This is a genomic window from Pseudomonas salmasensis (assembly GCF_014268375.2).
GTDB classification, from domain to species: domain Bacteria; phylum Pseudomonadota; class Gammaproteobacteria; order Pseudomonadales; family Pseudomonadaceae; genus Aquipseudomonas; species Aquipseudomonas salmasensis.
On sequence record NZ_CP077083.1, the window covers coordinates 2,602,898 to 2,624,697 of the forward strand.

The window sequence follows — 21,800 nt, forward strand, 5'->3', positions numbered from 1 at the left end:
CGCAGATGTTACCCAACCACATCACCACTGGCAAGCCGAATTCAGGCGCAAACTTCAGTTACCAGTTTTGCCAGGTCTTCGGCATGGCCGCGAACCTGTGTTTCGTCCTCGCCTTCGACCATCACACGCACCAGCGGCTCTGTGCCGGACTTACGCAGCAACACACGCCCGCGCCCCGCCATTGCCTGGGTCACGCGCTCGCAAGCCTCTTTGACAGCAGGGTGCTCGATGGGGTTTTCGCCGCCGGCAAAACGCACATTGAGCAGCACTTGCGGGCACTTGCGCAGGGCTTGACGCGCCTGGGCCAGGCTCTCCTCGCGGCGACGCAGGGCCAACAGCACCTGTAGCGCGGCGATGATAGCGTCCCCCGTGGTGGCGTGCTGGAAGCAGACCACATGCCCGGAATTCTCACCGCCAACCAACCAGTTACGCTCCAGCAGCTCGGCGATCACGTAGCGGTCACCGACATTGGCGCGAATAAAGGGAATCCCCAGTTCTGCCAACGCCAATTCAAGCCCGAGATTGCTCATCAGGGTGCCGACCACGCCACCTTGCAGCTTGTTACGCTCGTGCAGGTCGCGGGCAATGATGAACAACAGATCATCACCATCCACGATCGTGCCGGTGTGATCCACCATCAGCACACGGTCGCCATCGCCGTCAAAAGCGATGCCCAGGTCCGCATGCTCAGCCAGCACTGCAGCCTGCAGCTGCTCCATATGGGTGGAACCGCAGTTGTCGTTGATGTTCAAGCCGTTGGGCTGAGCCGACAGCACGGTGACCTGTGCACCCAGTTCCTTGAAGACGCTCGGCGCCACCTTGTAGGTCGCCCCATGGGCGCAATCGACAACAATCTTCAAGCCTGCAAAATTGGTGCTGCTCGGAACGCTGCTTTTACAAAATTCGATATAGCGACCTGACGCGTCGTTAATGCGCGACACTTTGCCCAGCTTGCTGGACTCAACCACCGTCATCGGCGCATCCAGCAGCTCTTCGATCATCAACTCGATTTCGTCAGGCAGCTTGGTACCCTGGCCCGAGAAAAACTTGATGCCATTGTCATCATGAGGATTGTGGGAAGCACTGATCACAATACCGGCTTCAGCGTGGAAGGTACGCGTCAGGTAAGCGATCGCCGGCGTGGGCATAGGGCCCAGTAGCATCACATCGGCTCCGGCGGCGGACAGGCCGGCCTCCAGCGCGGACTCAAACATGTAGCCCGAAATACGGGTGTCCTTGCCCACCAGGATGCGACACGCGCCCATGCTGCGGAACGCCATGCCTGCCGCCCAACCCAGCTTGAGCATGAAATCAGGGGTGATCGGAAATTCGCCGACCCGACCACGAATGCCGTCGGTGCCAAAATATTTTTTAGTCATAAGTGCTCCATCATTCTTATTCGGCTGATTCTACAGCAGCGAGCATGCGCACCACATCGACCGTTTCGGCGACATCATGCACACGCAAAATACGTGCGCCCTTGGTTACAGCAAGCGCCGCAAGCGCCAGGCCGCCATACAGGCGTTCGCCGACCGGGCGATTCAAGGCGAGCCCTATCATGCTCTTGCGCGAAACCCCGACCAACAGCGGGCGACCAAGGGCGTGCAAGGCTTCCATGTGCTTGAACAGGCTTAGATTGTGCTGCAGGGTCTTGGCAAAGCCAAACCCCGGATCGAGGATGATCTGCTCGGGCGCAATACCCACAGCCACACACTGCGCAATCCTCTCAGCAAGAAACCCACTTACCTCGCCAACCAGGTCGTCGTAATGCGGATTGTCCTGCATGTTGCCGGGCTCACCCAGCATATGCATGAGGCAGACAGGCAAGCCGGTTGCAGCGGCCGCATCAAGGGCGCCGTCGCGCTGCAAGGAACGCACATCGTTGATCAACCCAGCCCCCAAACGCGCGGTTTCGCGCATCACTGCCGGGGTGGAGGTATCTACCGAGATGATGACATCCAGCTCACGGGCAATACGCTCAACCACCGGCGCCACCCGCTCCAGCTCCTCCAAAGGAGAAACCACGCGAGCGCCTGGGCGGGTCGATTCCCCTCCCACATCAATCAACGTCGCACCGACAGCCACCATCGCCTCGGCATGACGCAACGCGGCGTCCAGCTGACTGAAGCGGCCACCATCGGAAAAGGAATCAGGGGTTACATTGAGGATGCCCATGACATGCGTCCGGGCCAAATCAAGAACCCGGTTGCCGCAAGGCAACCGGGTAGAGGACAAAGCAGAAGTCATTTCAAACCTTAGTGATCAGCTGCCGGGCCGCCGATAGGCGTTTCAGGGCGCTCATTCTGCACCACAGGCGGAGTGCCCGAAGTACCCGAACCACCTTCCCAGTCGCGCGGTTCACGCGGCGCACGGCCCGCCATGATGTCATCGATCTGGTCGGCATCGATGGTTTCGTACTTCATCAACGCATCAGCCATGGCGTCCAGCTTGTCACGGTTGTCAGTCAGGATCTGCTTGGCCGTGCCGTAGCACTGGTCAATGATGCTGCGAACCTCGGAGTCGATTAGCTTGGCTGTCTCACCCGAGAAGCTGGCGCTTTGCCCACCGCCGCCACGACCGAGGAACACTTCGCCTTCTTCTTCGGCGTACATCAATGGGCCGAGTTTTTCCGACAAGCCCCACTTGGTCACCATGTTTCGTGCGATCTGGCTGGCACGCATGATGTCGTTGGAGGCGCCAGTGGTCACACCGTCGAAGCCAAGGGTCATCTCTTCAGCAATACGGCCACCATACAGCGAGCAGATCTGGCTGATCAGCGCACGCTTGGAGAGGCTGTAACGATCCTCTTCCGGCAGGAACATGGTCACGCCCAGTGCCCGACCACGGGGGATGATCGACACTTTGTAGACGGGGTCATGCTCTGGCACAACGCGACCTACAATGGCGTGACCGGCCTCGTGATAAGCGGTGTTCTGCTTCTCTTTCTCGGACATAACCATGGATTTGCGCTCGGCGCCCATCATGATCTTGTCTTTCGCCAATTCGAACTCTTTCATCTCAACGATGCGCTTGCCAGTACGGGCAGCGAACAGCGACGCCTCGTTGACCAGGTTTGCCAGGTCAGCACCGGAGAAGCCAGGAGTACCACGGGCGATCACAGCCGGAGCCACGTCGTCACCCATCGGCACCTTGCGCATGTGTACTTTCAGGATCTGCTCACGGCCACGAATGTCTGGCAAGCCGACCACAACCTGACGGTCGAAACGGCCCGGACGCAGCAACGCAGGGTCCAAAACGTCGGGACGGTTGGTTGCGGCGATGACGATAATGCCGTCATTCATCTCGAAACCATCCATCTCTACCAGCAATTGGTTGAGGGTCTGCTCACGCTCATCGTGACCGCCACCCATGCCAGCGCCACGATGGCGACCAACGGCATCGATTTCGTCGATGAAGATGATGCATGGCGCGTGCTTCTTGGCCTGCTCGAACATATCGCGAACACGGCTGGCGCCGACGCCGACAAACATCTCGACAAAGTCAGAACCGGAAATCGTGAAGAAAGGCACCTTGGCTTCGCCGGCAATCGCCTTGGCCAGCAAGGTTTTACCGGTACCCGGTGGGCCCACCATCAGCACACCGCGAGGAATACGACCACCCAGGCGCTGGAACTTGCCCGGATCACGCAGGAACTCGACCAACTCACCGACTTCTTCCTTGGCTTCGTCGCAACCCGCAACGTCAGCCAGGGTGGTCTTCACCTGATCTTCGGAGAGCAGGCGCGCCTTGCTCTTGCCGAAGCTCATCGGCCCGCCCTTGCCTCCCGCACCACCTTGCATCTGGCGCATGAAGAACATGAACACGGCGATAATCACCAGGATCGGGAAGCTGGCCACCAGGAGTTGGGTCCAGATGCTTTGCTGTTCAGGCTGCTTGCCTTCCACAACGACCTTGTTATCCACCAGGTCACCGATGAGACCGTTGTCCTGAATGGCAGGACGAATGGTCTTGAAGCTGTCGCCATCGTTGCGCTTACCGGTAATCACGTAGCCATCAACCGCTACGCGCTCGACCTTGCCATCCTTAACTTGCTGGATGAAGTCGGAATAGTTGAGGGTCTGCGGCTCGTTAGGGCTGGAGAAGTTGTTCATCACCGTCACCAGGACAGCCGCGATGATCAACCACAGGATCAGATTCTTTGCCATATCGTTCAATTAACTACCCTCTGAAGCAAGCTCCGCTACTGGCGCGCGCTTCGCATGATATTCACCGGCCTAACTTACTACATTACCTACAACTCTGGCAGGCGCCGTCTGTAACCCTTTGTGAAACTTTGACTACGCAATATTCGTAAAGCTTCGTGACGAAAGCGATATAAAAAAACCTATCGCCCCCCTCGAATTTCTCAAAAACGCTCTTCGCTCGCCGCGCCTTCGACGCCACGGTACCCACGGCACAGCAGATACTGCTCCCTGGACCTGTCACGGGAAGAGTCCGGCTTACGGGTCTGTACCTTGTCGAACAACTTGCGAATGTTCTTGTGGTACTCGTCGAAACCTTCGCCCTGGAACACCTTCACCAGGAAATCACCACCCGGACGTAACACCCGACCTGCCAAATCCAGCGCCAGTTCACACAGGAACATGGCACGCGGCATATCAACAGCCGGTAATCCACTCATATTGGGGGCCATGTCGGAAATCACAAGGTCTACCTGCGAATTTCCCACAGCCTCCAAGATCTCGGCCAATACTTTGTCCTCGGTAAAATCGCCGTGAACAAAGGTCACGTCCGGGATGCTGTCCATCTCGAGGATGTCCGAAGCGATCAATCGGCCTTGCCCACCAATCAGACGACTGGTCACCTGGGACCAGCCACCGGGGGCCGCGCCGAGATCGATAACGCTCATGCCTGGACGGATCAATTTGTCCTTGTCCTGGATCTCCAGCAGCTTGTAGCTGGCCCGGGAACGATAGCCGTCCTTTTGCGCCTTTTTGACGTAAGGGTCGTTGAAATGTTCTTGTAGCCACTTAAGGCTGGTTTTGGAACGGGCCACGGGCCACCTCGAAAAAATAAAACGGGTCGTGATTAACTGGGCGGTCCCGGACTCGCTCGGGTAAACTGGCCGCCGCTTTTTACAAGATCAGACGCAGGGGTCAGATTATGCCGCTCACTCAAGAGCAGAAGAAACAGTACAAATCCATTGGCCACCATCTGAAACCAGTTCTGATTGTGGCAGACAACGGTTTGACTGAGGGTGTGCTAGCCGAATTCGAGCGCGCACTGAACGATCACGAACTGATCAAGATCAAGGTCAACATCCTTGATCGCGAAGCGCGCCTGGCCGCCGTTGCAGAACTGTGCAAGGTGGGCAAAGCGGACCTGGTTCAGGTCATCGGCAAGATGGCGCTGCTGTATCGCAAGAACTTCAGCGTCAACAAGCAACTGTCGAACGTTCATCGCTTCAAATGATGAAAAGGGTCAAGGGCGTGCTTCGCGCGCCCCGCCACTCCATCCCGGCGCAGGCTGCATAACCAGCACCAGGCCAGAGAACCCTAGCACAAGATAGCTGAATAACTGCCAGCGCAACGCTTGCGGCAACCACACATGCACCACGCAAAACATTGCGCATGCATACAGCGCCATCAACAGCAGTTGCCCGCGAATATCCCGCCACAAACTCTTCAGGCCTTCAGCCTTGACCAGCACCAACACCTGAAGCAGCACGCACGCCGCCGCAAAACTCACCAGCAGCGCACTCAGCAATCCGTCGATCTCATCGATCAGCAGCGGCGCCAGGCCAATCAGGCCCAACGCCGGCAATACACCAATATGTAACAGCCATAGGCCGCCCACCCAAAGCATCTGAGAGAGCTGCCAAAGCATGGCGCCCGCACGCAGCGGGCGCCGTCTTTCAGATGTGACGAACTTCGACAATCTCGTACTCGATGACGCCGCTCGGCGTTTTCACGGCAACGACGTCGCCTTCTTCCTTGGCAATCAAGGCACGAGCAATCGGCGAGCCGACAGAGATCTTGCCTTGCTTGAAGTCAGCCTCATCCTCACCCACGATCTGGTAGGTCACGCTTTCGTCAGTCTCGACGTTGGCGATTTCCACGGTCGTACCGAAAATCACCTTGCCGGTATGCGGGATGGTGGTGACATCGATGATCACGGCATTCTGCATACGGCCTTCGATGTCACGAATCCGCGCCTCAACCATACCCTGCTGCTCGCGAGCAGCGTGGTATTCAGCGTTTTCCTTCAGGTCACCCAGCTCGCGGGCCGTACCGATGTCCTGGCTCAGCTTTGGACGTACGACCTTGGTCAGATGGGCGTGTTCCTCTTCCAGGGCGCGTGCGCCCTGAACGGTCATCGGGTATTTGGTTATGCTCATGCCTTCAATCCTGCGTGTAGATCCTGCAAGCGACGCACGGTCTTTTCCGGACCGAACTTCAGCGCTTCACAGATAGCTTCGCCAGCAGCAATGGTAGTGGTGCAGTAAATCTTGTGCTGCAAGGCATTACGACGAATGGAATAGGAGTCCGCGATCGACTGGCGACCTTCGGTGGTGTTTATGATCAGGGTGACTTCGTCATTCTTGATCATGTCGACCACATGCGGACGGCCTTCCGTCACCTTGTTCACGCGACGTACTTTCAGGCCGGCAGCTTCGATCAGCTTGGCGGTCCCGGCGGTAGCCACGACTTCAAAGCCCAAGTTGATCAGATCGCGGGCGACCCCTGCAACCAGTGGCTTGTCGTCATCACGCACGCTGATAAACGCAGTACCGCCGGTCGGCAGCACTTCGCTGGCGCCCATCTGGGCCTTGGCGAACGCTTCACCGAAGGTATCGCCCACGCCCATCACTTCACCGGTGGACTTCATCTCTGGGCCCAGGATCGGGTCCACGCCAGGGAATTTGGCGAATGGGAACACCGCCTCTTTCACACTGTAGAAGTTCGGAATGATTTCCTTGGTAAAGCCGATTTCCTTCAGAGTCTTACCAGCCATCACACGCGCAGCGATCATGGCCAGGGACACACCGATGCACTTGGACACGAACGGTACGGTACGCGAAGCACGCGGGTTGACTTCAATGACGTAGATGTCTTCGCCTTGCAGCGCCAACTGTACGTTCATCAGGCCGACAACGCCCAGTTCCAGGGCCATTTTCTTGACCTGTTCACGCATCTCGTCCTGGATGTGCGCCGGCAGCGAGTACGGCGGCAGCGAGCAGGCCGAGTCACCGGAGTGAACGCCGGCTTGTTCGATGTGCTGCATGATGGCGCCGATCACTACATCGGTGCCGTCGCAGACCGCATCCACGTCCATTTCGATGGCGCAGTTGAGGAAGTGGTCCAGCAGCACCGGGCTGTCGTTGGAGACTTTAACCGCATCACGCAGGTAACGCTTGAGTTCTTCTTCTTCGTAGACGATTTCCATCGCCCGGCCGCCCAGCACGTAGGACGGACGCACCACCAGCGGGTAGCCGATCTTGCTGGCCGCACGAATGGCTTCGTCTTCGCTGCGCACGGTGGCGTTCGGCGGCTGACGCAGGTTCAGACGCTCAACCATTTGCTGGAAACGCTCACGGTCTTCGGCACGGTCGATAGCATCCGGGCTGGTACCGATGATCGGCACGCCAGCGGCTTCGAGGGCACGCGCCAGCTTCAGCGGGGTCTGGCCGCCGTACTGGACGATCACGCCTTTAGGCTTCTCGACGCGGCAGATTTCCAAGACGTCTTCCAGGGTTACCGGCTCGAAGTACAGGCGGTCGGAAGTGTCGTAGTCAGTGGAAACCGTTTCCGGGTTGCAGTTGACCATGATGGTCTCGTACCCGTCTTCGCGCAGGGCGAGGGCGGCGTGTACGCAGCAATAGTCGAACTCGATGCCCTGGCCGATACGGTTCGGACCGCCACCCAGGATGATGATCTTGTCGCGGCCCGTCGGCGCGGCTTCGCACTCTTCCTCATAGGTGGAGTACATGTAGGCCGTGTCGGTGGCGAATTCTGCGGCGCAGGTATCAACGCGCTTGTAGACCGGGAAGATATCCAGCTTATGGCGATGAGTACGCAGGTTCTTCTCGGTCACACCCAGCAGCTTGGCCAGACGCTGGTCGGAGAAGCCTTTGCGCTTGAGGCGGAACATCAGGTCGCGGTCGATAGACGACAGACCCAGCGTCTTGACCTTCTCTTCTTCCTTGATCAGATCTTCGATCTGCACCAGGAACCACGGGTCGATCATGTTCATGCCGAAGATATCTTCGACGCTCAGGCCGGCACGGAAGGCGTCCGCCACGTACCAGATACGCTCGGCGCCCGGCACGGTCAGCTCGCGCTTGAGGATGCTCATGCTTTCCGGGTTGCTCAGGTCGAGCTTCTCGTCCAGGCCGCAAACACCCACTTCCAGGCCGCGCAGAGCTTTCTGCAGGGATTCCTGGAACGTGCGGCCGATTGCCATGACTTCACCGACCGACTTCATCTGGGTGGTCAGGCGTGCATCCGCCTTGGCGAATTTCTCGAAGGCAAAGCGCGGCAGCTTGGTCACGACGTAGTCGATAGACGGCTCGAAAGACGCCGGCATCGCGCCGCCGGTGATTTCGTTTTGCAGCTCGTCCAGGGTGTAGCCGATAGCCAGCTTGGCAGCGATACGCGCAATCGGGAAGCCGGTCGCTTTCGAGGCCAGCGCCGAAGAACGCGATACACGTGGGTTCATCTCGATCACGACCATGCGGCCGGTGTCCGGACAGATGCCGAACTGAACGTTGGAACCGCCGGTTTCAACGCCGATCTCGCGCAGTACTGCCAGGGAGGCGTTACGCAGGATCTGGTATTCCTTGTCGGTCAGGGTCTGTGCTGGCGCCACGGTGATCGAGTCACCGGTGTGCACGCCCATCGGGTCGAAGTTTTCGATGGAGCAGACGATGATGCAGTTGTCCTTCTTATCGCGGACAACCTCCATCTCATATTCTTTCCAGCCGATCAGGGATTCGTCGATCAGCAGCTCTTTGGTCGGCGACAGGTCCAGGCCACGAGCGCAGATTTCTTCGAACTCTTCGCGGTTGTAAGCGATACCACCGCCGGTGCCGCCCATGGTGAAGGACGGACGGATAATGCACGGGAAGCCCAGGGTCTCGAGGACCGCGTTGGCTTCTTCCATGCTGTGGGCGATACCGGAACGCGGGCACGCCAGGCCGATGGACTTCATGGCCTTGTCGAAACGCGAACGGTCTTCAGCCTTGTCGATGGTGTCGGCATTGGCACCGATCATCTCTACACCGAACTTTTCCAGGACGCCTTCGCGCTCCAGGTCCAGGGCGCAGTTCAGAGCGGTCTGGCCGCCCATGGTTGGCAGCAGTGCGTCCGGGCGCTCTTTCTCGATGATCTTGGCAACGGTCTGCCACTTGATCGGCTCGATGTAGGTGGCGTCGGCCATGGCCGGGTCGGTCATGATGGTGGCTGGGTTGGAGTTCACCAGGATGACGCGGTAGCCCTCCTCGCGCAGGGCTTTACAGGCCTGGGCGCCGGAGTAGTCGAATTCGCAGGCCTGGCCGATCACGATCGGGCCAGCGCCGAGAATCAGGATGCTTTTTATGTCTGTACGTTTTGGCATGGGTTTGTCACTCAAATCCGCAGGTCAGTCGGCAAGCCGTCTTGAACAATCTTTGAAGAGCCTGCGGGGGCCACCGCAATCCGGGGCCGCCCGCAGGCCACTCAGTCAGCGTCGCTTGGCCATCTCATTGATGAAACGGTCGAACAGCGGCGCTACGTCGTTCGGGCCCGGGCTGGCTTCAGGGTGGCCCTGGAAGCTGAACGCGCTCTTGTCGGTGCGCTCGATGCCCTGCAGGGAACCGTCGAACAGCGACTTGTGAATGGCGCGCACGTTGCTCGGCAGCGAGGCTTCATCCACTGCAAAACCGTGGTTCTGGCTGGTGATCATCACAACGCCAGTGTCCAGGTCTTGTACCGGGTGGTTGGCACCGTGGTGGCCGTGGCCCATTTTCAGGGTCTTGGCGCCGGAGGCCAAAGCCAGCAACTGGTGGCCAAGGCAGATACCGAACACCGGAATCTCGGTCTCCAGTACGTCCTTGATGGCCTGGATAGCGTAGTCGCATGGCTCAGGGTCACCCGGGCCGTTGGACAGGAACACACCGTCCGGCTGCATCGCGAGCACATCGCTGGCAGGGGTTTGCGCAGGCACCACGGTCACGCGGCAACCGCGTTCGACCAGCATGCGCAGGATGTTGTACTTGACGCCGTAGTCATAGGCGACCACGTGGTAAGGCAGATCGGCAGCCTCGATAGTCGCGTGGCTGTCGGTCTTCAGATCCCACACAGTGGAACGCCACTCGTATTTCTCTTTGACGCTGACGACTTTCGCCAGGTCCATGCCTTTCAGGCCAGGGAAGCCTTGCGCTGCGGCAATCGCCGCTTCTTCAGAAATATTGTCACCGACCATGATGCAGCCGTTCTGCGAGCCTTTTTCACGCAGGATGCGCGTGAGGCGGCGCGTATCGATACCGGCGATCGCCACAACGTTGTTGGCTTTCAGGTAATCGGACAGCGACATCGTGTTACGCCAGTTGCTCGCAACCAGTGGCAGGTCACGAATCACCAGGCCCGCCGACCAGACACGATCAGACTCGACATCTTCCGGGGTAGTACCGGTGTTGCCGATGTGCGGATAGGTCAGGGTAACGATCTGTTGGGCGTAGGAAGGATCGGTAAGGATTTCCTGATAGCCGGTCATGGCGGTGTTGAACACCACCTCTCCAACGGTTTGACCGTCGGCTCCAATGGCTTCGCCGCGAAAAATGCTGCCATCAGCAAGGGCGAGTATGGCTGGCTTAGTCAAGAAGACCTCCCGTAAATAAAGCCTGAAAGGGCGATCGCAGGTTGTAAAAAAGCGGAGTGACGTATGGACACGTCACCCCGCTTCTTCACTGAATTATTCTGCGCGCTTTTAGTGGACACACTAAAGCTGTAGCTTACAGAAAAAGGCTTTTTTGGTCCACCGCTAATGAGCCTTAAAGGCAGGGGAATGCGACAGGACGTCGCTTAGCGGGTAAAAACGGGGCCACAGGATAATCCTGAGGCCCCGTTTTAGCTACTGCTTAGTGCAGGTCCAGCACGTCACGCATGTCGTACAGGCCAGGCTCACGCCCTTCCAGCCAGAGTGCAGCACGCACCGCGCCCTTGGCGAAGGTCATGCGGCTGGAGGCTTTGTGGGTGATTTCCAGGCGCTCACCTTCGGTGGCAAACAGCACTGTGTGATCGCCGACCACATCACCACCGCGCACAGTGGCAAAACCAATGGTGTCACGCGCACGAGCACCGGTATGGCCCTCACGCCCGTACACCGCTACTTTCGACAGATCGCGACCCAGCGCATCCGCGATAGCTTCACCCATGCGCAATGCCGTGCCCGAAGGCGCGTCGATCTTGTGGCGATGGTGCGTCTCGATGATCTCGATATCCGCTTCATCACCCAGCACACGCGCCGCCAGGTCCAGCAACTTCAGCGACAGATTCACACCCACGCTGAAATTGGCCGCGAAGACGATCGGAATATCCTTGCCCGCCTCCACCAACAACTGTTTCTGCTCGGCACTCAAACCGGTCGTGCCGATCACCATGGCCTTGCCTGCCTTGCGGCAGAAGGCCAGGTTTTTCAGCATCACTTCCGGCAGGGTGAAGTCGATCAGCACGTCGAATTCGTCCGCCACCTGCTCGAGGTTGCCAGACAGCGAAACACCGATGCGACCCAACGAGGCCAACTCACCTGCGTCCGCACCGATCAACGTACTGCCTGGGCGAACAATCGCCGCCGTCAGCCCGGAGGCCGGCGAGCGTTGCTGCACCGCCTCGACCAGCGTCTTGCCCATGCGCCCGGCAGCGCCCATTACGGCTATACGTCGCATATTCAGATCCTTACAGGTCGCCGAAGAAGCGTTTTACACCGTCGAAGAAGCCCGTGGTCTTCGGCGAGTGGGAGTCGTCGCCTTCCAGCGAGCTGCGGAACTCTTCCAGCAGTTCACGCTGACGACGATTCAGGTTCACCGGGGTTTCAACCGCCACACGGCACATCAGGTCGCCAGCACCGCCACCGCGCACGGGCGCAACGCCTTTGCCACGAATGCGGAACTGCTTGCCGGTTTGAGTCCCCTCGGGAATCTTGAGCTTGACCCGACCATCCAGCGTCGGAATCTCCAGCTCGCCACCCAGCGCTGCATCAACAAAGCTGATCGGCACTTCGCAGAACAAATGCTTGCCGTCACGCTGGAAGATCGAGTGCTCGCGCACATTGATCACCACGTACAGGTCGCCCGTAGGGCCGCCCTGGGCACCCGCCTCGCCTTCGCCCGACAAGCGAATACGATCACCGGTGTCCACACCCGCCGGCACTTTGACCGACAGCGTCTTGTACTCTTCGACGCGGCCTTCGCCATGGCAGGAGTCGCACGGATCGGAAATGATCTTGCCCTGGCCGTGGCAACGCGGGCAGGTTTGCTGCACCGAGAAGAAGCCCTGCTGCATGCGCACCTGCCCGATACCGCCGCAGGTCGGGCACGTGATCGGCGAGGAGCCTTTCTTCGCACCCGAGCCGTCGCACGGCTTGCAGTTGACCAGCGTCGGCACACGGATATTGACACTGGTACCGCGCACGGCCTCTTCCAGGTTCAACTCCAGGGTGTAACGCAGGTCGCTGCCGCGCTGAGGGCCGCCACGCTGACCGCCACGGCCACCGCCGAAGAAGTCGCTGAACACGTCGCCGAAAATATCGGAGAAGTTCTGGCCACCAAAACCGGCACCGCCGCCGCCCATGCTCGGGTCGACACCGGCATGGCCATACTGGTCGTAGGCTGCACGCTTATTGGGATCACACAGGCATTCGTAGGCCTCGTTGGCCTCTTTGAACATCTCTTCGGATTCTTTGTTATCCGGATTACGGTCCGGGTGGTGCTTCATCGCCAGGCGACGGTAGGCCTTTTTCAGCTCCGCCTCGCTGGCGCCACGCTCCACACCCAATACTTCGTAATAGTCACGCTTTGCCATAAGTCTTTGCACTCTTAAGGACGTTCGACCTGGCCCTCCTGAACCCTGCCAAACTCGTTGAGCCCCAATACAGGCCCGGACCCAACTCACGTCAATTCAACGATCCTGGTCATTACTGCTTTCAGCCAGGGACCCGGCCAAAAACGCGGTGACTGTCATTCGGAAAGCAGGAGCATTCCCGTTCACACCGCCAGCATCCGAGCGTTGTCGCATGCTGTAAAAATTCGCATACCCCAGACACGCCAACGCGGGAGCAAGCTCCCGCGCGGCGACATCCTACCAGTCACCGCTTGTGCGCGGTCAACCGGGCGACAACTTACTTGTTGTCTTTAACTTCTTCGAACTCGGCATCGACAACATCGTCGTGCTTGGCTTCAGGCTCTGCTTGTTGCGCAGCGCCGTCAGCCGGCTGGCCTTGCTCGGCATACATTTTTTGAGCAACTGGCGCGGAGACTTTCGACAGCTCCTCAACCTTGGCTTCGATGGCAGCCTTGTCGTCGCCTTTGATGGCGGCTTCCAGGGCAACCACTGCCGCTTCGATTGCGGTTTTCTCTTCGTCGGTCACTTTGTCGCCAGCATCAGCGATCATTTTGCGAGTCGAGTGAACCAGCGCGTCACCCTGGTTACGGGCGCCTGCCAATTCTTCGAACTTCTTGTCCGCTTCAGCATTGGTTTCAGCATCACGGATCATCTGTTGAATTTCTTCATCAGACAGGCCGGAGTTGGCCTTGATGGTGATCTTCTGCTCTTTGCCAGTGGCCTTGTCTTTCGCGCCGACGTGCAGGATGCCGTTGGCGTCGATGTCGAAGGTCACTTCGATTTGTGGCACGCCACGTGGTGCTGGTGGAATCTCAGCCAGGTCGAACTTGCCCAGGGACTTGTTCTGTGCGGCTTGCTTACGCTCGCCTTGCAGCACGTGGATAGTCACGGCGCCCTGGTTGTCATCGGCAGTCGAGAACACCTGGGATTTCTTGGTAGGAATCGTGGTGTTTTTCTCGATCAGCGCAGTCATCACGCCACCCATGGTTTCGATACCCAGGGTCAGCGGGCTTACGTCCAGCAGCAACACGTCTTTCACGTCACCGGCCAGTACGGCACCCTGGATGGCAGCACCCATGGCAACGGCTTCGTCCGGGTTCACGTCTTTACGTGCTTCTTTGCCGAAGAACTCGGTGACCAGCTTCTGAACCAGTGGCATACGGGTCTGACCGCCCACCAGGATCACGTCGTTGATAGAGCCAACGTCGATACCGGAGTCTTTCAGCGCGATGCGGCAAGGTTCGATGGTGCGTTGAACCAGGTCTTCAACCAGCGCCTCGAGCTTGGAACGCGAGATCTTCACGTTCAAGTGCTTAGGACCGGTGGCGTCTGCAGTGATGTACGGCAGGTTCACGTCGGTCGACTGAGCGGAAGACAGCTCGATCTTGGCTTTTTCAGCGGCTTCTTTCAGGCGCTGCATGGCCAGCGGGTCACCTTTGAGGTTCATGCCGCTTTCTTTCTTGAATTCGTCAACGAGGTAGTCGATCAGACGAATGTCAAAGTCTTCACCACCCAGGAAGGTGTCGCCGTTGGTGGCCAACACTTCAAACTGGTGCTCGCCGTCAACTTCTGCGATCTCGATCACGGAGACGTCGAACGTACCGCCACCCAGGTCGTAAACGATCACGGTGTGGTCGCCCTTGGCCTTGTCCATACCGTAAGCCAGCGCAGCTGCGGTTGGTTCGTTGATGATACGTTTTACATCCAGGCCCGCGATGCGGCCGGCGTCTTTGGTGGCCTGGCGCTGGCTGTCGTTGAAGTAGGCCGGAACGGTGATCACCGCTTCAGTCACTGCTTCACCGAGGTAGTCTTCGGCGGTCTTCTTCATCTTTTTCAAGATTTCAGCCGAGATTTGTGGCGGCGACATTTTCTGGCCGTTCACTTCAACCCAGGCGTCACCGTTGTCGGCCTTGGCGATTTTGTAAGGCACCATCTTGATGTCTTTCTGTACGACTTCTTCGTCGAACTTACGACCGATCAGACGCTTTACCGCGTACAGGGTGTTGTGCGGGTTGGTCACTGCCTGACGCTTGGCCGATTGGCCGACGAGAATTTCACCGTCGTTGGCGTAAGCGATGATCGACGGAGTGGTACGTGCGCCTTCGGCGTTTTCAATAACTTTTGCAACGCCGTTTTCCAGCACGGAGACACAGGAGTTGGTGGTCCCCAGGTCGATACCGATAATTTTGCCCATGATTTACTCTCCCGAAACTTGAATTTGGTTGCCGCAGCAGTTGTGGCTAACTGCGGTAGCACTTAAACGCTTGACTTATAAATGGGGGCCTTGCGGCGGATTTCAAGCCTGCTCATCAATAGAAGGTGCAACGGGTGCAGGAGCCTTGCTCACCACCACCATCGCCGGGCGCATCAGGCGACCGTTGAGCTGGTAACCCTTCTGGAACACCTTGATCACGCTATTAGGCTCCAGGTCATGGCTTTCCTGCATGGCCATGGCTTGGTGATGCTCAGCATTGAACGGCTCGCCGGCTTGCGGGTCGATCGCTTCCAACTGATAGCGCTTCAGGGTGTCCTGGAACATTTTCAGGGTCAGCTCGATGCCTTCGCGCATTGGGCGGATGTTTTCGTCATCCGGGTTGGACAACTCAAGACCACGCTCCAGGCTGTCGATGATCGGCAGCAGGTCACCGGCGAATTTTTCCAGCGCGAACTTGTGAGCCTTCTCTACGTCCTGCTCGGCACGGCGGCGGACGTTCTGCAGATCGGCGGCAACACGCAACGATTGATCCTGCGCAGCGGCCAATTGCTCTTCGAGCACTTGCACACGAGTCGCCAGTTCATCACCGGCAGCCGAATTGGCGTCTGGAGTTTGCGTATCCTGCGTCTGTTCGTCAGCCATAGATTTCTCCTTTCAAAATCATGCGCGAACTCAACTCGCGCTTCTGCTCCGGTATATGGGGCCACAATTTTCAGGTTCAAGGGCGCAGGCGTTACCAAAAGTCTTTCGATTGACCTGGATCATTTCCTTCACGCTCATTCCACATCGCGCTAAAAAAAATCGCGACTCAAGCAAATCGAGCTAAGCGTCAGGATTGTCAGCCCCGAACAAAACACTGTATAAATAACCAGACCTAAAGCCTGGGAGCGGCCGTCATGCTCGTGCACCTGTCTGTACATAACTACGCCATCGTTGAACATCTGGATCTTGAACTGGATCGCGGGATGAGCGTAATCACAGGCGAAACCGGCGCCGGCAAGTCGATCATGCTCGACGCCCTCGGCCTGACGCTTGGCGATCGCGCTGACAGTGGCGTGGTGCGCCCTGGCTCCGACAAGGCCGACATTCTGGCCACCTTTGACCTGGCGGACATCCCCGAAGCCGAGGCATGGCTGGCCGAGCGCGACCTTAATAATGAAGGCCCCTGCATTCTGCGCCGGGTGATCACCGCCGAGGGGCGCTCGCGCGGCTATATCAACGGCACGCCTTGCCCACTGGGCGACTTGAAAGCCCTGGGCGAATTGCTGATCGATATCCATAGTCAGCACGAACACCAATCCCTGCTGAAAACCGATACCCACCGTCGCCTGCTCGATGAGTACGCCGGCGCCACCGATCTTTCCCGGCAAGTTCAACTGGCCGCCCAACGCTGGCGCCAGACACGCCAGGAACTGGAACGCCTTTCCAACTCCGGCGACGAACAACGCGCCCGCCACCAGCTACTCAGCTATCAACTGGAAGAGCTTGAAAGCCTGGGCCTGGGTGAGACCGAGCTGGAACAGCTTGAGCAGGAACACAAGAACCTGACCAACGCCGAAACCCTGCTGGGTATCTGCCGCCAGGTGGTCGAGCAATGTAGCGAGAGCGACTCCGGCAATGTGCTCAACGCACTGACCGCCAGCCTCAATCGCCTGTCCAGCGTGAACAATGCTTCGGGCTCACTGAGTGAAGCGACCACCCTGTTGACCAGCGCGCAGATCCAGGTTGAAGAGGCCGTGGGCGAACTCAATCGTTTCCTGGATCACTTCGACGCCGACCCAGCACGCCTGCAGGAAATAGAAGAGCGCCTGGATACGATTTATACCCTGGCGCGCAAGCATCGAATCCAGCCGACTGAAGTCGCAACCATGCAGCAGAAACTGCTGGATGAAATCGAAACACTCAACGCGAACGACGAATCCATTGAGCGCCTGGGCGAGGAGCTCGCTTCGTTTGCCCGTCATTATCAGGAAAAAGCCCGGGAGTTGAGCGCTCTGCGCCAGCAGGCAGCTACTAGCCTGGCAAGCGCCGTCGAGCAGGAAATCCAGCGCCTGGGCATGCCAGGCGGGCGCTTCACCATCGAGTTGCATCCCAACGCCAGCCAAGAATTGCAGCCCCATGGGCTGGAGCACGTCGAGCTGCTGGTGAGTGCCAACCCCGGCCAACCGCTCAAGGCCCTGGCCAAAGTGGCCTCCGGCGGCGAACTTTCGCGGATCAGCCTGGCGATCCAGGTGATTACCGCCCAGACCTCACGGGTACCCACACTGGTATTCGATGAAGTGGATGTGGGCATTGGCGGGCCGACCGCAGAAATTGTTGGCCAATTGCTGCGTCGCCTGGGGGATCGTGGCCAAGTGCTTACAGTGACCCACTTGCCGCAAGTGGCAGCCCAAGGGCATCAGCACCTGTTTGTGCATAAGGTGCGCGGTAGCGACGCGACACACACAGCCGTCTCCAAGCTGAACAAATCGGAACGGGTGGAAGAAGTGGCGCGGATGCTCGGCGGTATCGACTTGACCAAGGAGTCCTTGGCTCACGCGAAAAAAATGGTGGTGGCCGCGAAGGCTTGAATCGACACTTTTCCCTCTTATAGAAAGCACGAAGGCGACCCGAGGGTCGCCTTCAATCGTTTCGCAAAGCAAAACTGCGTCGATTTTTACTTTTTCTTACGGATGTACAACACAAGATTGTGGTCGACCAAATCGAACCCATGCTCCTCAGCAATCTTGTGCTGAAGCGCTTCGATTTCAGGGCTGGTGAACTCGATAACCTCATTGGTATCCAGGTCAACCATGTGGTCATGGTGACCACCGTCAGCCAATTCAAACACCGCATGACCGCCGTCGAAATTATGACGAACCACCAGCCCTGCGGCTTCAAACTGGGTCAGTACACGGTAGACCGTGGCCAGGCCGACGTCCTCGTTAGACTCCATCAGCGCCTTGTAAACGTCTTCGGCACTCATGTGGCGCTGCTCAGCAGAATCGAGCATTTGTAGAATCTTGACTCGTGGCAGAGTCACTTTGAGACCGGCTTTGCGTAGTTCGCTATTTTCAACCATGGTTAGCTTTCTCGCGGATGCTGCTTCGCAGCTTCTCTTAATACGGGTATGATCGGCGTTTACGTTGTCCCAGCCAAGATAGTGGAAGTCGCCCACCGATGCAAAACACCAAGCTCTTGCTAACCAGTTTCACCTTTGTGGGACTGCTCGCACTCGCCGGTTGTTCATTCCCCGGGGTTTACAAAATCGACATCCAGCAGGGCAATGTCGTCACGCAGGACATGATAGACCAGTTACGCCCGGGAATGACCCGACGGCAAGTACGGTTTATCATGGGTAATCCCCTGCTGACCGACACTTTCCATGCCGATCGCTGGGATTATCTCTACAGCCTGCAGCCTGGTGGCGGTGAACGCCAGCAGGAGCGCGTCAGTGTCATTTTTAATGGCAATGACCAGCTCGTGAGCCTGTCCGGTGACTTCATGCCCGGCGTAAGCCGCGATGAAGCCCTGCTGGGCAAGGACAGCGGCACCAACGTGACCGCACCTGCGCAGCAAGCTGAAAAACCAAAATCCGAGGAGCCGGCCAAGCCAGGTTCCTTGCTGGACAGCATCCAGAAAGACATCGACAACGTGGAAACCGTGCCCGTGCCGACGCCTGAGCCTCTGGACACCAGCCCGCAATAATTTTGCGCTCGATAAAAAGCCCGGCATGCCGGGTTTTTTGTTGCCTGCCATTTGCATAGCGATATTGCCCACAGCATCAGCGCCTGGCTCAGATCCCTGTGGGAGCGGGCTTGCTCGCGAAAGCGCTGTGTCAGTCAATGATTCTTCAACTGACCCACCGCTATCGCAGGCAAGCCAGCTCCCACATTGGCCATGTATTGCCCACAAATCAGCACCTGGCTCAGATCCCTGTGGGAGCGGGCTTGCTCGCGAAGGTGGTGTGTCAGGCAAGTTTTTTTCAACTGACCCACCGCCTTCGCAGGCAAGCCAGCTCCCACATTGGCCATGTATTGCCCACAAATCAGCACCTGGCACAAATCCCCTGTGGGGGCGGGCTTGCCCGCGAAGGTGGTGTGTCAGGCAAGGATTTTTCAACTGAACCAGCGCTTTCGCAGGCAAGCCAGCTCCCACAGTTGGATCGCGCGGCTCCAGGGAGATAGGTGTCGGTTGGCAGGCAGTTACCGGTTCAGCTGCGTATGGCAGTGGTGCAGATAGCTACACTGCCCTTTGGCACGCTCAAGAATTCGCCTGCCTGGCCAACGCCGCCTTGGCCGCGCGCAGCCTGCGCACCTCTTTAGGGTCGGCCAGCAAAGGCCGATAGATCTCAATACGGTCACCGGCTTGTACGCAGCGCACCTGTGCATCAACGACGACCTTGCCAAATATACCCACCGGGCAATCAGCCAGATCAACATCAGGAAAATGCGCCGCCATTCCCGACGCCTGCACCGCTTCGCGCAAACTAGTGCCTTCAGCCACCTTTACCGCCAGCAACACCTGGCGATCCTCAGCGGCAAACACCACCTCAATCTCAACCATGCAGTTGCTTGGCGCGCTGACAGAACGCGTCCACCAGGGTATTGGCTGCCTGATTGAACAAAGGCCCCAAGGTCGCACGAACAATCGGCCCGGCATAATCAAACGACAGATCCAGGCTGATCTTGCAGGCTTTGTCCGTCAGCGCCTTGAACACCCACACGCCGTGCAGTTGAGTGAACGGCCCTTCCTGCAGGTTCATTTCAATGGACTTACCCGGCACCAGCACATTGCGCGTCACAAAATGCTGGCTGAGGCCGCCCTTGGCCACCCCGACACTAGCAACCATGTGCTCGTCACTGCTCTCCAGAACCTCGGCCGTCGAGCACCAAGGCAGAAACTCTGGGTAACGCGCCACGTCGTTGACCAGGTCATAGAGCGCCTGCGCCGGGTAGGGCAACAGGGCCGAACGTTGAATATGCGTCGTCATGTGAGCGTTACTTCCACTGCTTAAGGCAAACATCGCGAAAGAACAGCCCAATCCGCGAGAGAAAAAAACCAAAGAACTGCCCGCATTGTCCGGGATTCGTCCAACTCGCTCAAGCACACAGGTTGACCGTAGCCGACACGCTCGCAACTCCCTATAATGCCGCCCCTATGGCTAAACAAAAGAAACACCCCACAGGGACCATCGCGCAAAATAAAAAAGCGCGACACGATTACTTCATCGAACATCGGTTCGAGGCTGGTCTGGTCCTGGCCGGCTGGGAAGTAAAAAGTCTGCGTGCCAGCAAACTGCAGCTGGTCGACAGCTATGTGCTGCTCAAGGATGGCGAGGCATGGCTGCTTGGCAGTCATATCACCCCGCTGACCACCGCGAGCACCCACGTGATTGCCGACCCGGTGCGTACGCGCAAGTTGTTGCTCAATGCCCGCGAACTCGAAAAGCTCGCCGCGGCCGTGCAGCAAAAAGGCTACGCGTGCATCTGCTTGTCCTGGTACTGGAGCAAGCACTTGGTCAAATGCGAGATCGCATTGGGCAAGGGCAAGAAGGAATACGACAAGCGCGACACCGAACGCGAGCGCGACTCCAATCGCGAGCTGCATCGCGCCGTGCGCAACAAAGGCAAGGAAGAGTAATCCTTGTGACGGTGTAGCCCACGCGGGCTACATCCCTTTGCGTCGCTCCGCCCGAGCCACGCGTTGAACCTCCTGACGCACCTCCTCCAACACCTCCTGCACATACAGCAAATGCCGTGTCGAGACTTCGCGCGCCTGCTCGGCCCGCCCCTCGATGATGGCCAGGTACAAGTCCCGATGCTGATTGATCAGCATGTCGCGGGTCTCGGTACGCTGCTGGTACATGCCACCAATATTCGTCACTACGTTACGCTTGAGCAGGTCGAACAGCCCACGAATGGTGTGCAGCAATACGGCGTTATGACTGGCTTCGGCAATCGCCAAGTGAAACCTTGCATCCGCAGCGCCCTCCTCCACTCGGCTCACTTCGTCGGCGCGCGCATAACAATCCTGCAACGCCTCAAATGCGGCGGTCAGCCGTTCACGATCAACCTCCGTAGCGCGTAACGCCGCGTAATAAGCACACGAAGCCTCAAGGGTCTGGCGAAACTCCAGCAGATCGCGCTGCGCTTCGGGATTGCTCTCCAACAAGTGCAGCAGCGGATCGCTGAAGGTCGAACCCAGGGAGTCGACCACATAGTTGCCACCGCCCTGGCGACTGACCAGCAACCCCTTGGCCGCCAGCTTCTGAATCGCCTCACGCAATGATGGGCGCGACACACCAAAGCGCTCAGCCAACGCGCGCTCGGCCGGCAAACGCTCGCCCGACTTCAGCGTGCCCTCGAGAATCATGCCCTCAAGCTGCTCGACAATATCGTCAGACAAACGGCGCTGACGCACCTGATCAAACCCCATAACTCACTCTCCACCATCCCGACCACTCGCCGGGGCCCCTATTCTGGCCTATCGACGTGCCGGCAGCACCTATCAGAACGCCTTCAATTTCGCCGATCAGAACGCGCCGC

At 58.3% G+C, this 21,800-nt stretch carries 20 protein-coding genes; 4 read left to right on the forward strand and 16 right to left on the reverse strand.

Translation table 11 applies throughout. The features are described 5' to 3' along the window. Nucleotides 1-41: 41 nt before the first annotated feature. From glmM to rlmE, 4 genes are all read right to left on the reverse strand, one after another. Nucleotides 42-1,379, reverse strand: coding sequence for a phosphoglucosamine mutase (gene glmM / locus HU731_RS11480; RefSeq protein ID WP_186607182.1), 1,338 nt, complete (start codon nt 1,377-1,379; stop codon nt 42-44). Nucleotides 1,380-1,395: 16 nt separating this feature from the next. Next, a complete protein-coding gene (gene folP, locus HU731_RS11485) occupies nt 1,396-2,247 on the reverse strand; it encodes a dihydropteroate synthase (protein ID WP_186607181.1) in 852 nt (283 codons plus the stop codon). A gap of 8 nt (nt 2,248-2,255) precedes the next feature. Beyond that, the gene (gene ftsH, locus HU731_RS11490; RefSeq protein WP_032895273.1) at nt 2,256-4,166 is read right to left on the reverse strand and encodes an ATP-dependent zinc metalloprotease FtsH; all 1,911 of its coding nucleotides are present in this window, start codon (nt 4,164-4,166) and stop codon (nt 2,256-2,258) included. 200 nt (nt 4,167-4,366) lie between these two features. Then, nucleotides 4,367-5,017, reverse strand: a complete 651-nt coding sequence (rlmE, locus tag HU731_RS11495; RefSeq protein ID WP_003194199.1) for a 23S rRNA (uridine(2552)-2'-O)-methyltransferase RlmE — start codon at nt 5,015-5,017, stop codon at nt 4,367-4,369. A 107-nt stretch (nt 5,018-5,124) separates the two neighbouring features. Here rlmE and HU731_RS11500 point away from each other — a divergent pair, with 107 nt between their 5' ends. Beyond that, a complete protein-coding gene (locus HU731_RS11500; RefSeq protein WP_003176146.1) occupies nt 5,125-5,433 on the forward strand; it encodes a YhbY family RNA-binding protein in 309 nt (102 codons plus the stop codon). Nucleotides 5,434-5,442: 9 nt separating this feature from the next. On the opposite strand, the gene HU731_RS11505 is transcribed toward HU731_RS11500, so the two are convergent. From HU731_RS11505 to grpE, 8 genes are all read right to left on the reverse strand, one after another. After that, the gene (locus HU731_RS11505) at nt 5,443-5,847 is read right to left on the reverse strand and encodes a hypothetical protein (protein ID WP_044268600.1); all 405 of its coding nucleotides are present in this window, start codon (nt 5,845-5,847) and stop codon (nt 5,443-5,445) included. Nucleotides 5,848-5,875: 28 nt separating this feature from the next. After that, nucleotides 5,876-6,352, reverse strand: a complete 477-nt coding sequence (gene greA / locus HU731_RS11510) for a transcription elongation factor GreA (protein ID WP_032873232.1) — start codon at nt 6,350-6,352, stop codon at nt 5,876-5,878. A 2-nt stretch (nt 6,353-6,354) separates the two neighbouring features. Next, on the reverse strand, nt 6,355-9,576 hold the full coding sequence (gene carB / locus HU731_RS11515) for a carbamoyl-phosphate synthase large subunit (protein ID WP_003194205.1): 3,222 nt from the start codon (nt 9,574-9,576) through the stop codon (nt 6,355-6,357). Nucleotides 9,577-9,681: 105 nt separating this feature from the next. After that, nucleotides 9,682-10,818 (reverse strand): glutamine-hydrolyzing carbamoyl-phosphate synthase small subunit, encoded by a 1,137-nt coding sequence (gene carA / locus HU731_RS11520; RefSeq protein ID WP_003194208.1) that lies wholly within the window; start codon nt 10,816-10,818, stop codon nt 9,682-9,684. A gap of 259 nt (nt 10,819-11,077) precedes the next feature. Then, nucleotides 11,078-11,884 carry a 4-hydroxy-tetrahydrodipicolinate reductase gene (gene dapB, locus HU731_RS11525; protein ID WP_003194209.1) on the reverse strand — a complete coding sequence of 269 codons (807 nt, stop codon included), beginning with the start codon at nt 11,882-11,884 and terminating at the stop codon, nt 11,078-11,080. A gap of 10 nt (nt 11,885-11,894) precedes the next feature. Further along, nucleotides 11,895-13,019, reverse strand: a complete 1,125-nt coding sequence (gene dnaJ, locus HU731_RS11530; RefSeq protein ID WP_014719958.1) for a molecular chaperone DnaJ — start codon at nt 13,017-13,019, stop codon at nt 11,895-11,897. Nucleotides 13,020-13,335: 316 nt separating this feature from the next. Further along, nucleotides 13,336-15,252 (reverse strand): molecular chaperone DnaK, encoded by a 1,917-nt coding sequence (dnaK, locus tag HU731_RS11535; RefSeq protein ID WP_014719959.1) that lies wholly within the window; start codon nt 15,250-15,252, stop codon nt 13,336-13,338. A gap of 102 nt (nt 15,253-15,354) precedes the next feature. Further along, nucleotides 15,355-15,915, reverse strand: coding sequence for a nucleotide exchange factor GrpE (grpE, locus tag HU731_RS11540; protein WP_003194215.1), 561 nt, complete (start codon nt 15,913-15,915; stop codon nt 15,355-15,357). Between the two features lie 254 nt (nt 15,916-16,169). Here grpE and recN point away from each other — a divergent pair, with 254 nt between their 5' ends. Further along, entirely contained in the window at nt 16,170-17,843 is a 1,674-nt protein-coding gene (recN, locus tag HU731_RS11545; RefSeq protein ID WP_032895266.1) for a DNA repair protein RecN, read from the forward strand. A gap of 86 nt (nt 17,844-17,929) precedes the next feature. On the opposite strand, the gene fur is transcribed toward recN, so the two are convergent. Next, a complete protein-coding gene (gene fur, locus HU731_RS11550; protein WP_003194220.1) occupies nt 17,930-18,334 on the reverse strand; it encodes a ferric iron uptake transcriptional regulator in 405 nt (134 codons plus the stop codon). Nucleotides 18,335-18,432: 98 nt separating this feature from the next. Between fur and HU731_RS11555 the strand changes: the two genes are divergently transcribed. Beyond that, complete coding sequence (locus tag HU731_RS11555; RefSeq protein WP_098950348.1) at nt 18,433-18,960, forward strand: outer membrane protein assembly factor BamE; 528 nt, start codon at nt 18,433-18,435, stop codon at nt 18,958-18,960. A gap of 555 nt (nt 18,961-19,515) precedes the next feature. Here the strand turns inward: HU731_RS11555 and HU731_RS11560 are convergent. Next, a complete protein-coding gene (locus HU731_RS11560) occupies nt 19,516-19,818 on the reverse strand; it encodes an RnfH family protein (RefSeq protein WP_034133693.1) in 303 nt (100 codons plus the stop codon). Beyond that, the gene (locus tag HU731_RS11565) at nt 19,811-20,245 is read right to left on the reverse strand and encodes a type II toxin-antitoxin system RatA family toxin (protein ID WP_005791512.1); all 435 of its coding nucleotides are present in this window, start codon (nt 20,243-20,245) and stop codon (nt 19,811-19,813) included. The genes HU731_RS11560 and HU731_RS11565 overlap by 8 nt, the downstream gene beginning before the upstream one ends. A 167-nt stretch (nt 20,246-20,412) precedes the next feature. On the opposite strand from HU731_RS11565, the gene smpB reads away from it, so the two are divergent. Beyond that, the gene (gene smpB / locus HU731_RS11570) at nt 20,413-20,895 is read left to right on the forward strand and encodes an SsrA-binding protein SmpB (protein ID WP_003176160.1); all 483 of its coding nucleotides are present in this window, start codon (nt 20,413-20,415) and stop codon (nt 20,893-20,895) included. A 27-nt stretch (nt 20,896-20,922) separates the two neighbouring features. On the opposite strand, the gene HU731_RS11575 is transcribed toward smpB, so the two are convergent. Beyond that, nucleotides 20,923-21,690: an FCD domain-containing protein gene (locus HU731_RS11575; RefSeq protein ID WP_014719963.1), complete on the reverse strand. Its 768-nt coding sequence runs from the start codon at nt 21,688-21,690 to the stop codon at nt 20,923-20,925. Between the last annotated feature and the right edge of the window lie 110 nt (nt 21,691-21,800).

Excerpts from the sequence above, each read along its gene's own strand:
- glmM (WP_186607182.1), bottom strand. The coding sequence starts at position 1,379 with ATGACTAAAAAATATTTTGGCACCGACGGCATTCGTGGTCGGGTCGGC.
- folP (WP_186607181.1), bottom strand. The coding sequence starts at position 2,247 with ATGACTTCTGCTTTGTCCTCTACCCGGTTGCCTTGCGGCAACCGGGTT.
- ftsH (WP_032895273.1), bottom strand. The coding sequence starts at position 4,166 with ATGGCAAAGAATCTGATCCTGTGGTTGATCATCGCGGCTGTCCTGGTG.
- HU731_RS11500 (WP_003176146.1), top strand. The coding sequence starts at position 5,125 with ATGCCGCTCACTCAAGAGCAGAAGAAACAGTACAAATCCATTGGCCAC.
- HU731_RS11505 (WP_044268600.1), bottom strand. The coding sequence starts at position 5,847 with ATGCTTTGGCAGCTCTCTCAGATGCTTTGGGTGGGCGGCCTATGGCTG.
- carB (WP_003194205.1), bottom strand. The coding sequence starts at position 9,576 with ATGCCAAAACGTACAGACATAAAAAGCATCCTGATTCTCGGCGCTGGC.
- dapB (WP_003194209.1), bottom strand. The coding sequence starts at position 11,884 with ATGCGACGTATAGCCGTAATGGGCGCTGCCGGGCGCATGGGCAAGACG.
- dnaJ (WP_014719958.1), bottom strand. The coding sequence starts at position 13,019 with ATGGCAAAGCGTGACTATTACGAAGTATTGGGTGTGGAGCGTGGCGCC.
- dnaK (WP_014719959.1), bottom strand. The coding sequence starts at position 15,252 with ATGGGCAAAATTATCGGTATCGACCTGGGGACCACCAACTCCTGTGTC.
- grpE (WP_003194215.1), bottom strand. The coding sequence starts at position 15,915 with ATGGCTGACGAACAGACGCAGGATACGCAAACTCCAGACGCCAATTCG.
- recN (WP_032895266.1), top strand. The coding sequence starts at position 16,170 with ATGCTCGTGCACCTGTCTGTACATAACTACGCCATCGTTGAACATCTG.
- fur (WP_003194220.1), bottom strand. The coding sequence starts at position 18,334 with ATGGTTGAAAATAGCGAACTACGCAAAGCCGGTCTCAAAGTGACTCTG.
- HU731_RS11555 (WP_098950348.1), top strand. The coding sequence starts at position 18,433 with ATGCAAAACACCAAGCTCTTGCTAACCAGTTTCACCTTTGTGGGACTG.
- HU731_RS11560 (WP_034133693.1), bottom strand. The coding sequence starts at position 19,818 with ATGGTTGAGATTGAGGTGGTGTTTGCCGCTGAGGATCGCCAGGTGTTG.
- HU731_RS11565 (WP_005791512.1), bottom strand. The coding sequence starts at position 20,245 with ATGACGACGCATATTCAACGTTCGGCCCTGTTGCCCTACCCGGCGCAG.
- smpB (WP_003176160.1), top strand. The coding sequence starts at position 20,413 with ATGGCTAAACAAAAGAAACACCCCACAGGGACCATCGCGCAAAATAAA.
- HU731_RS11575 (WP_014719963.1), bottom strand. The coding sequence starts at position 21,690 with ATGGGGTTTGATCAGGTGCGTCAGCGCCGTTTGTCTGACGATATTGTC.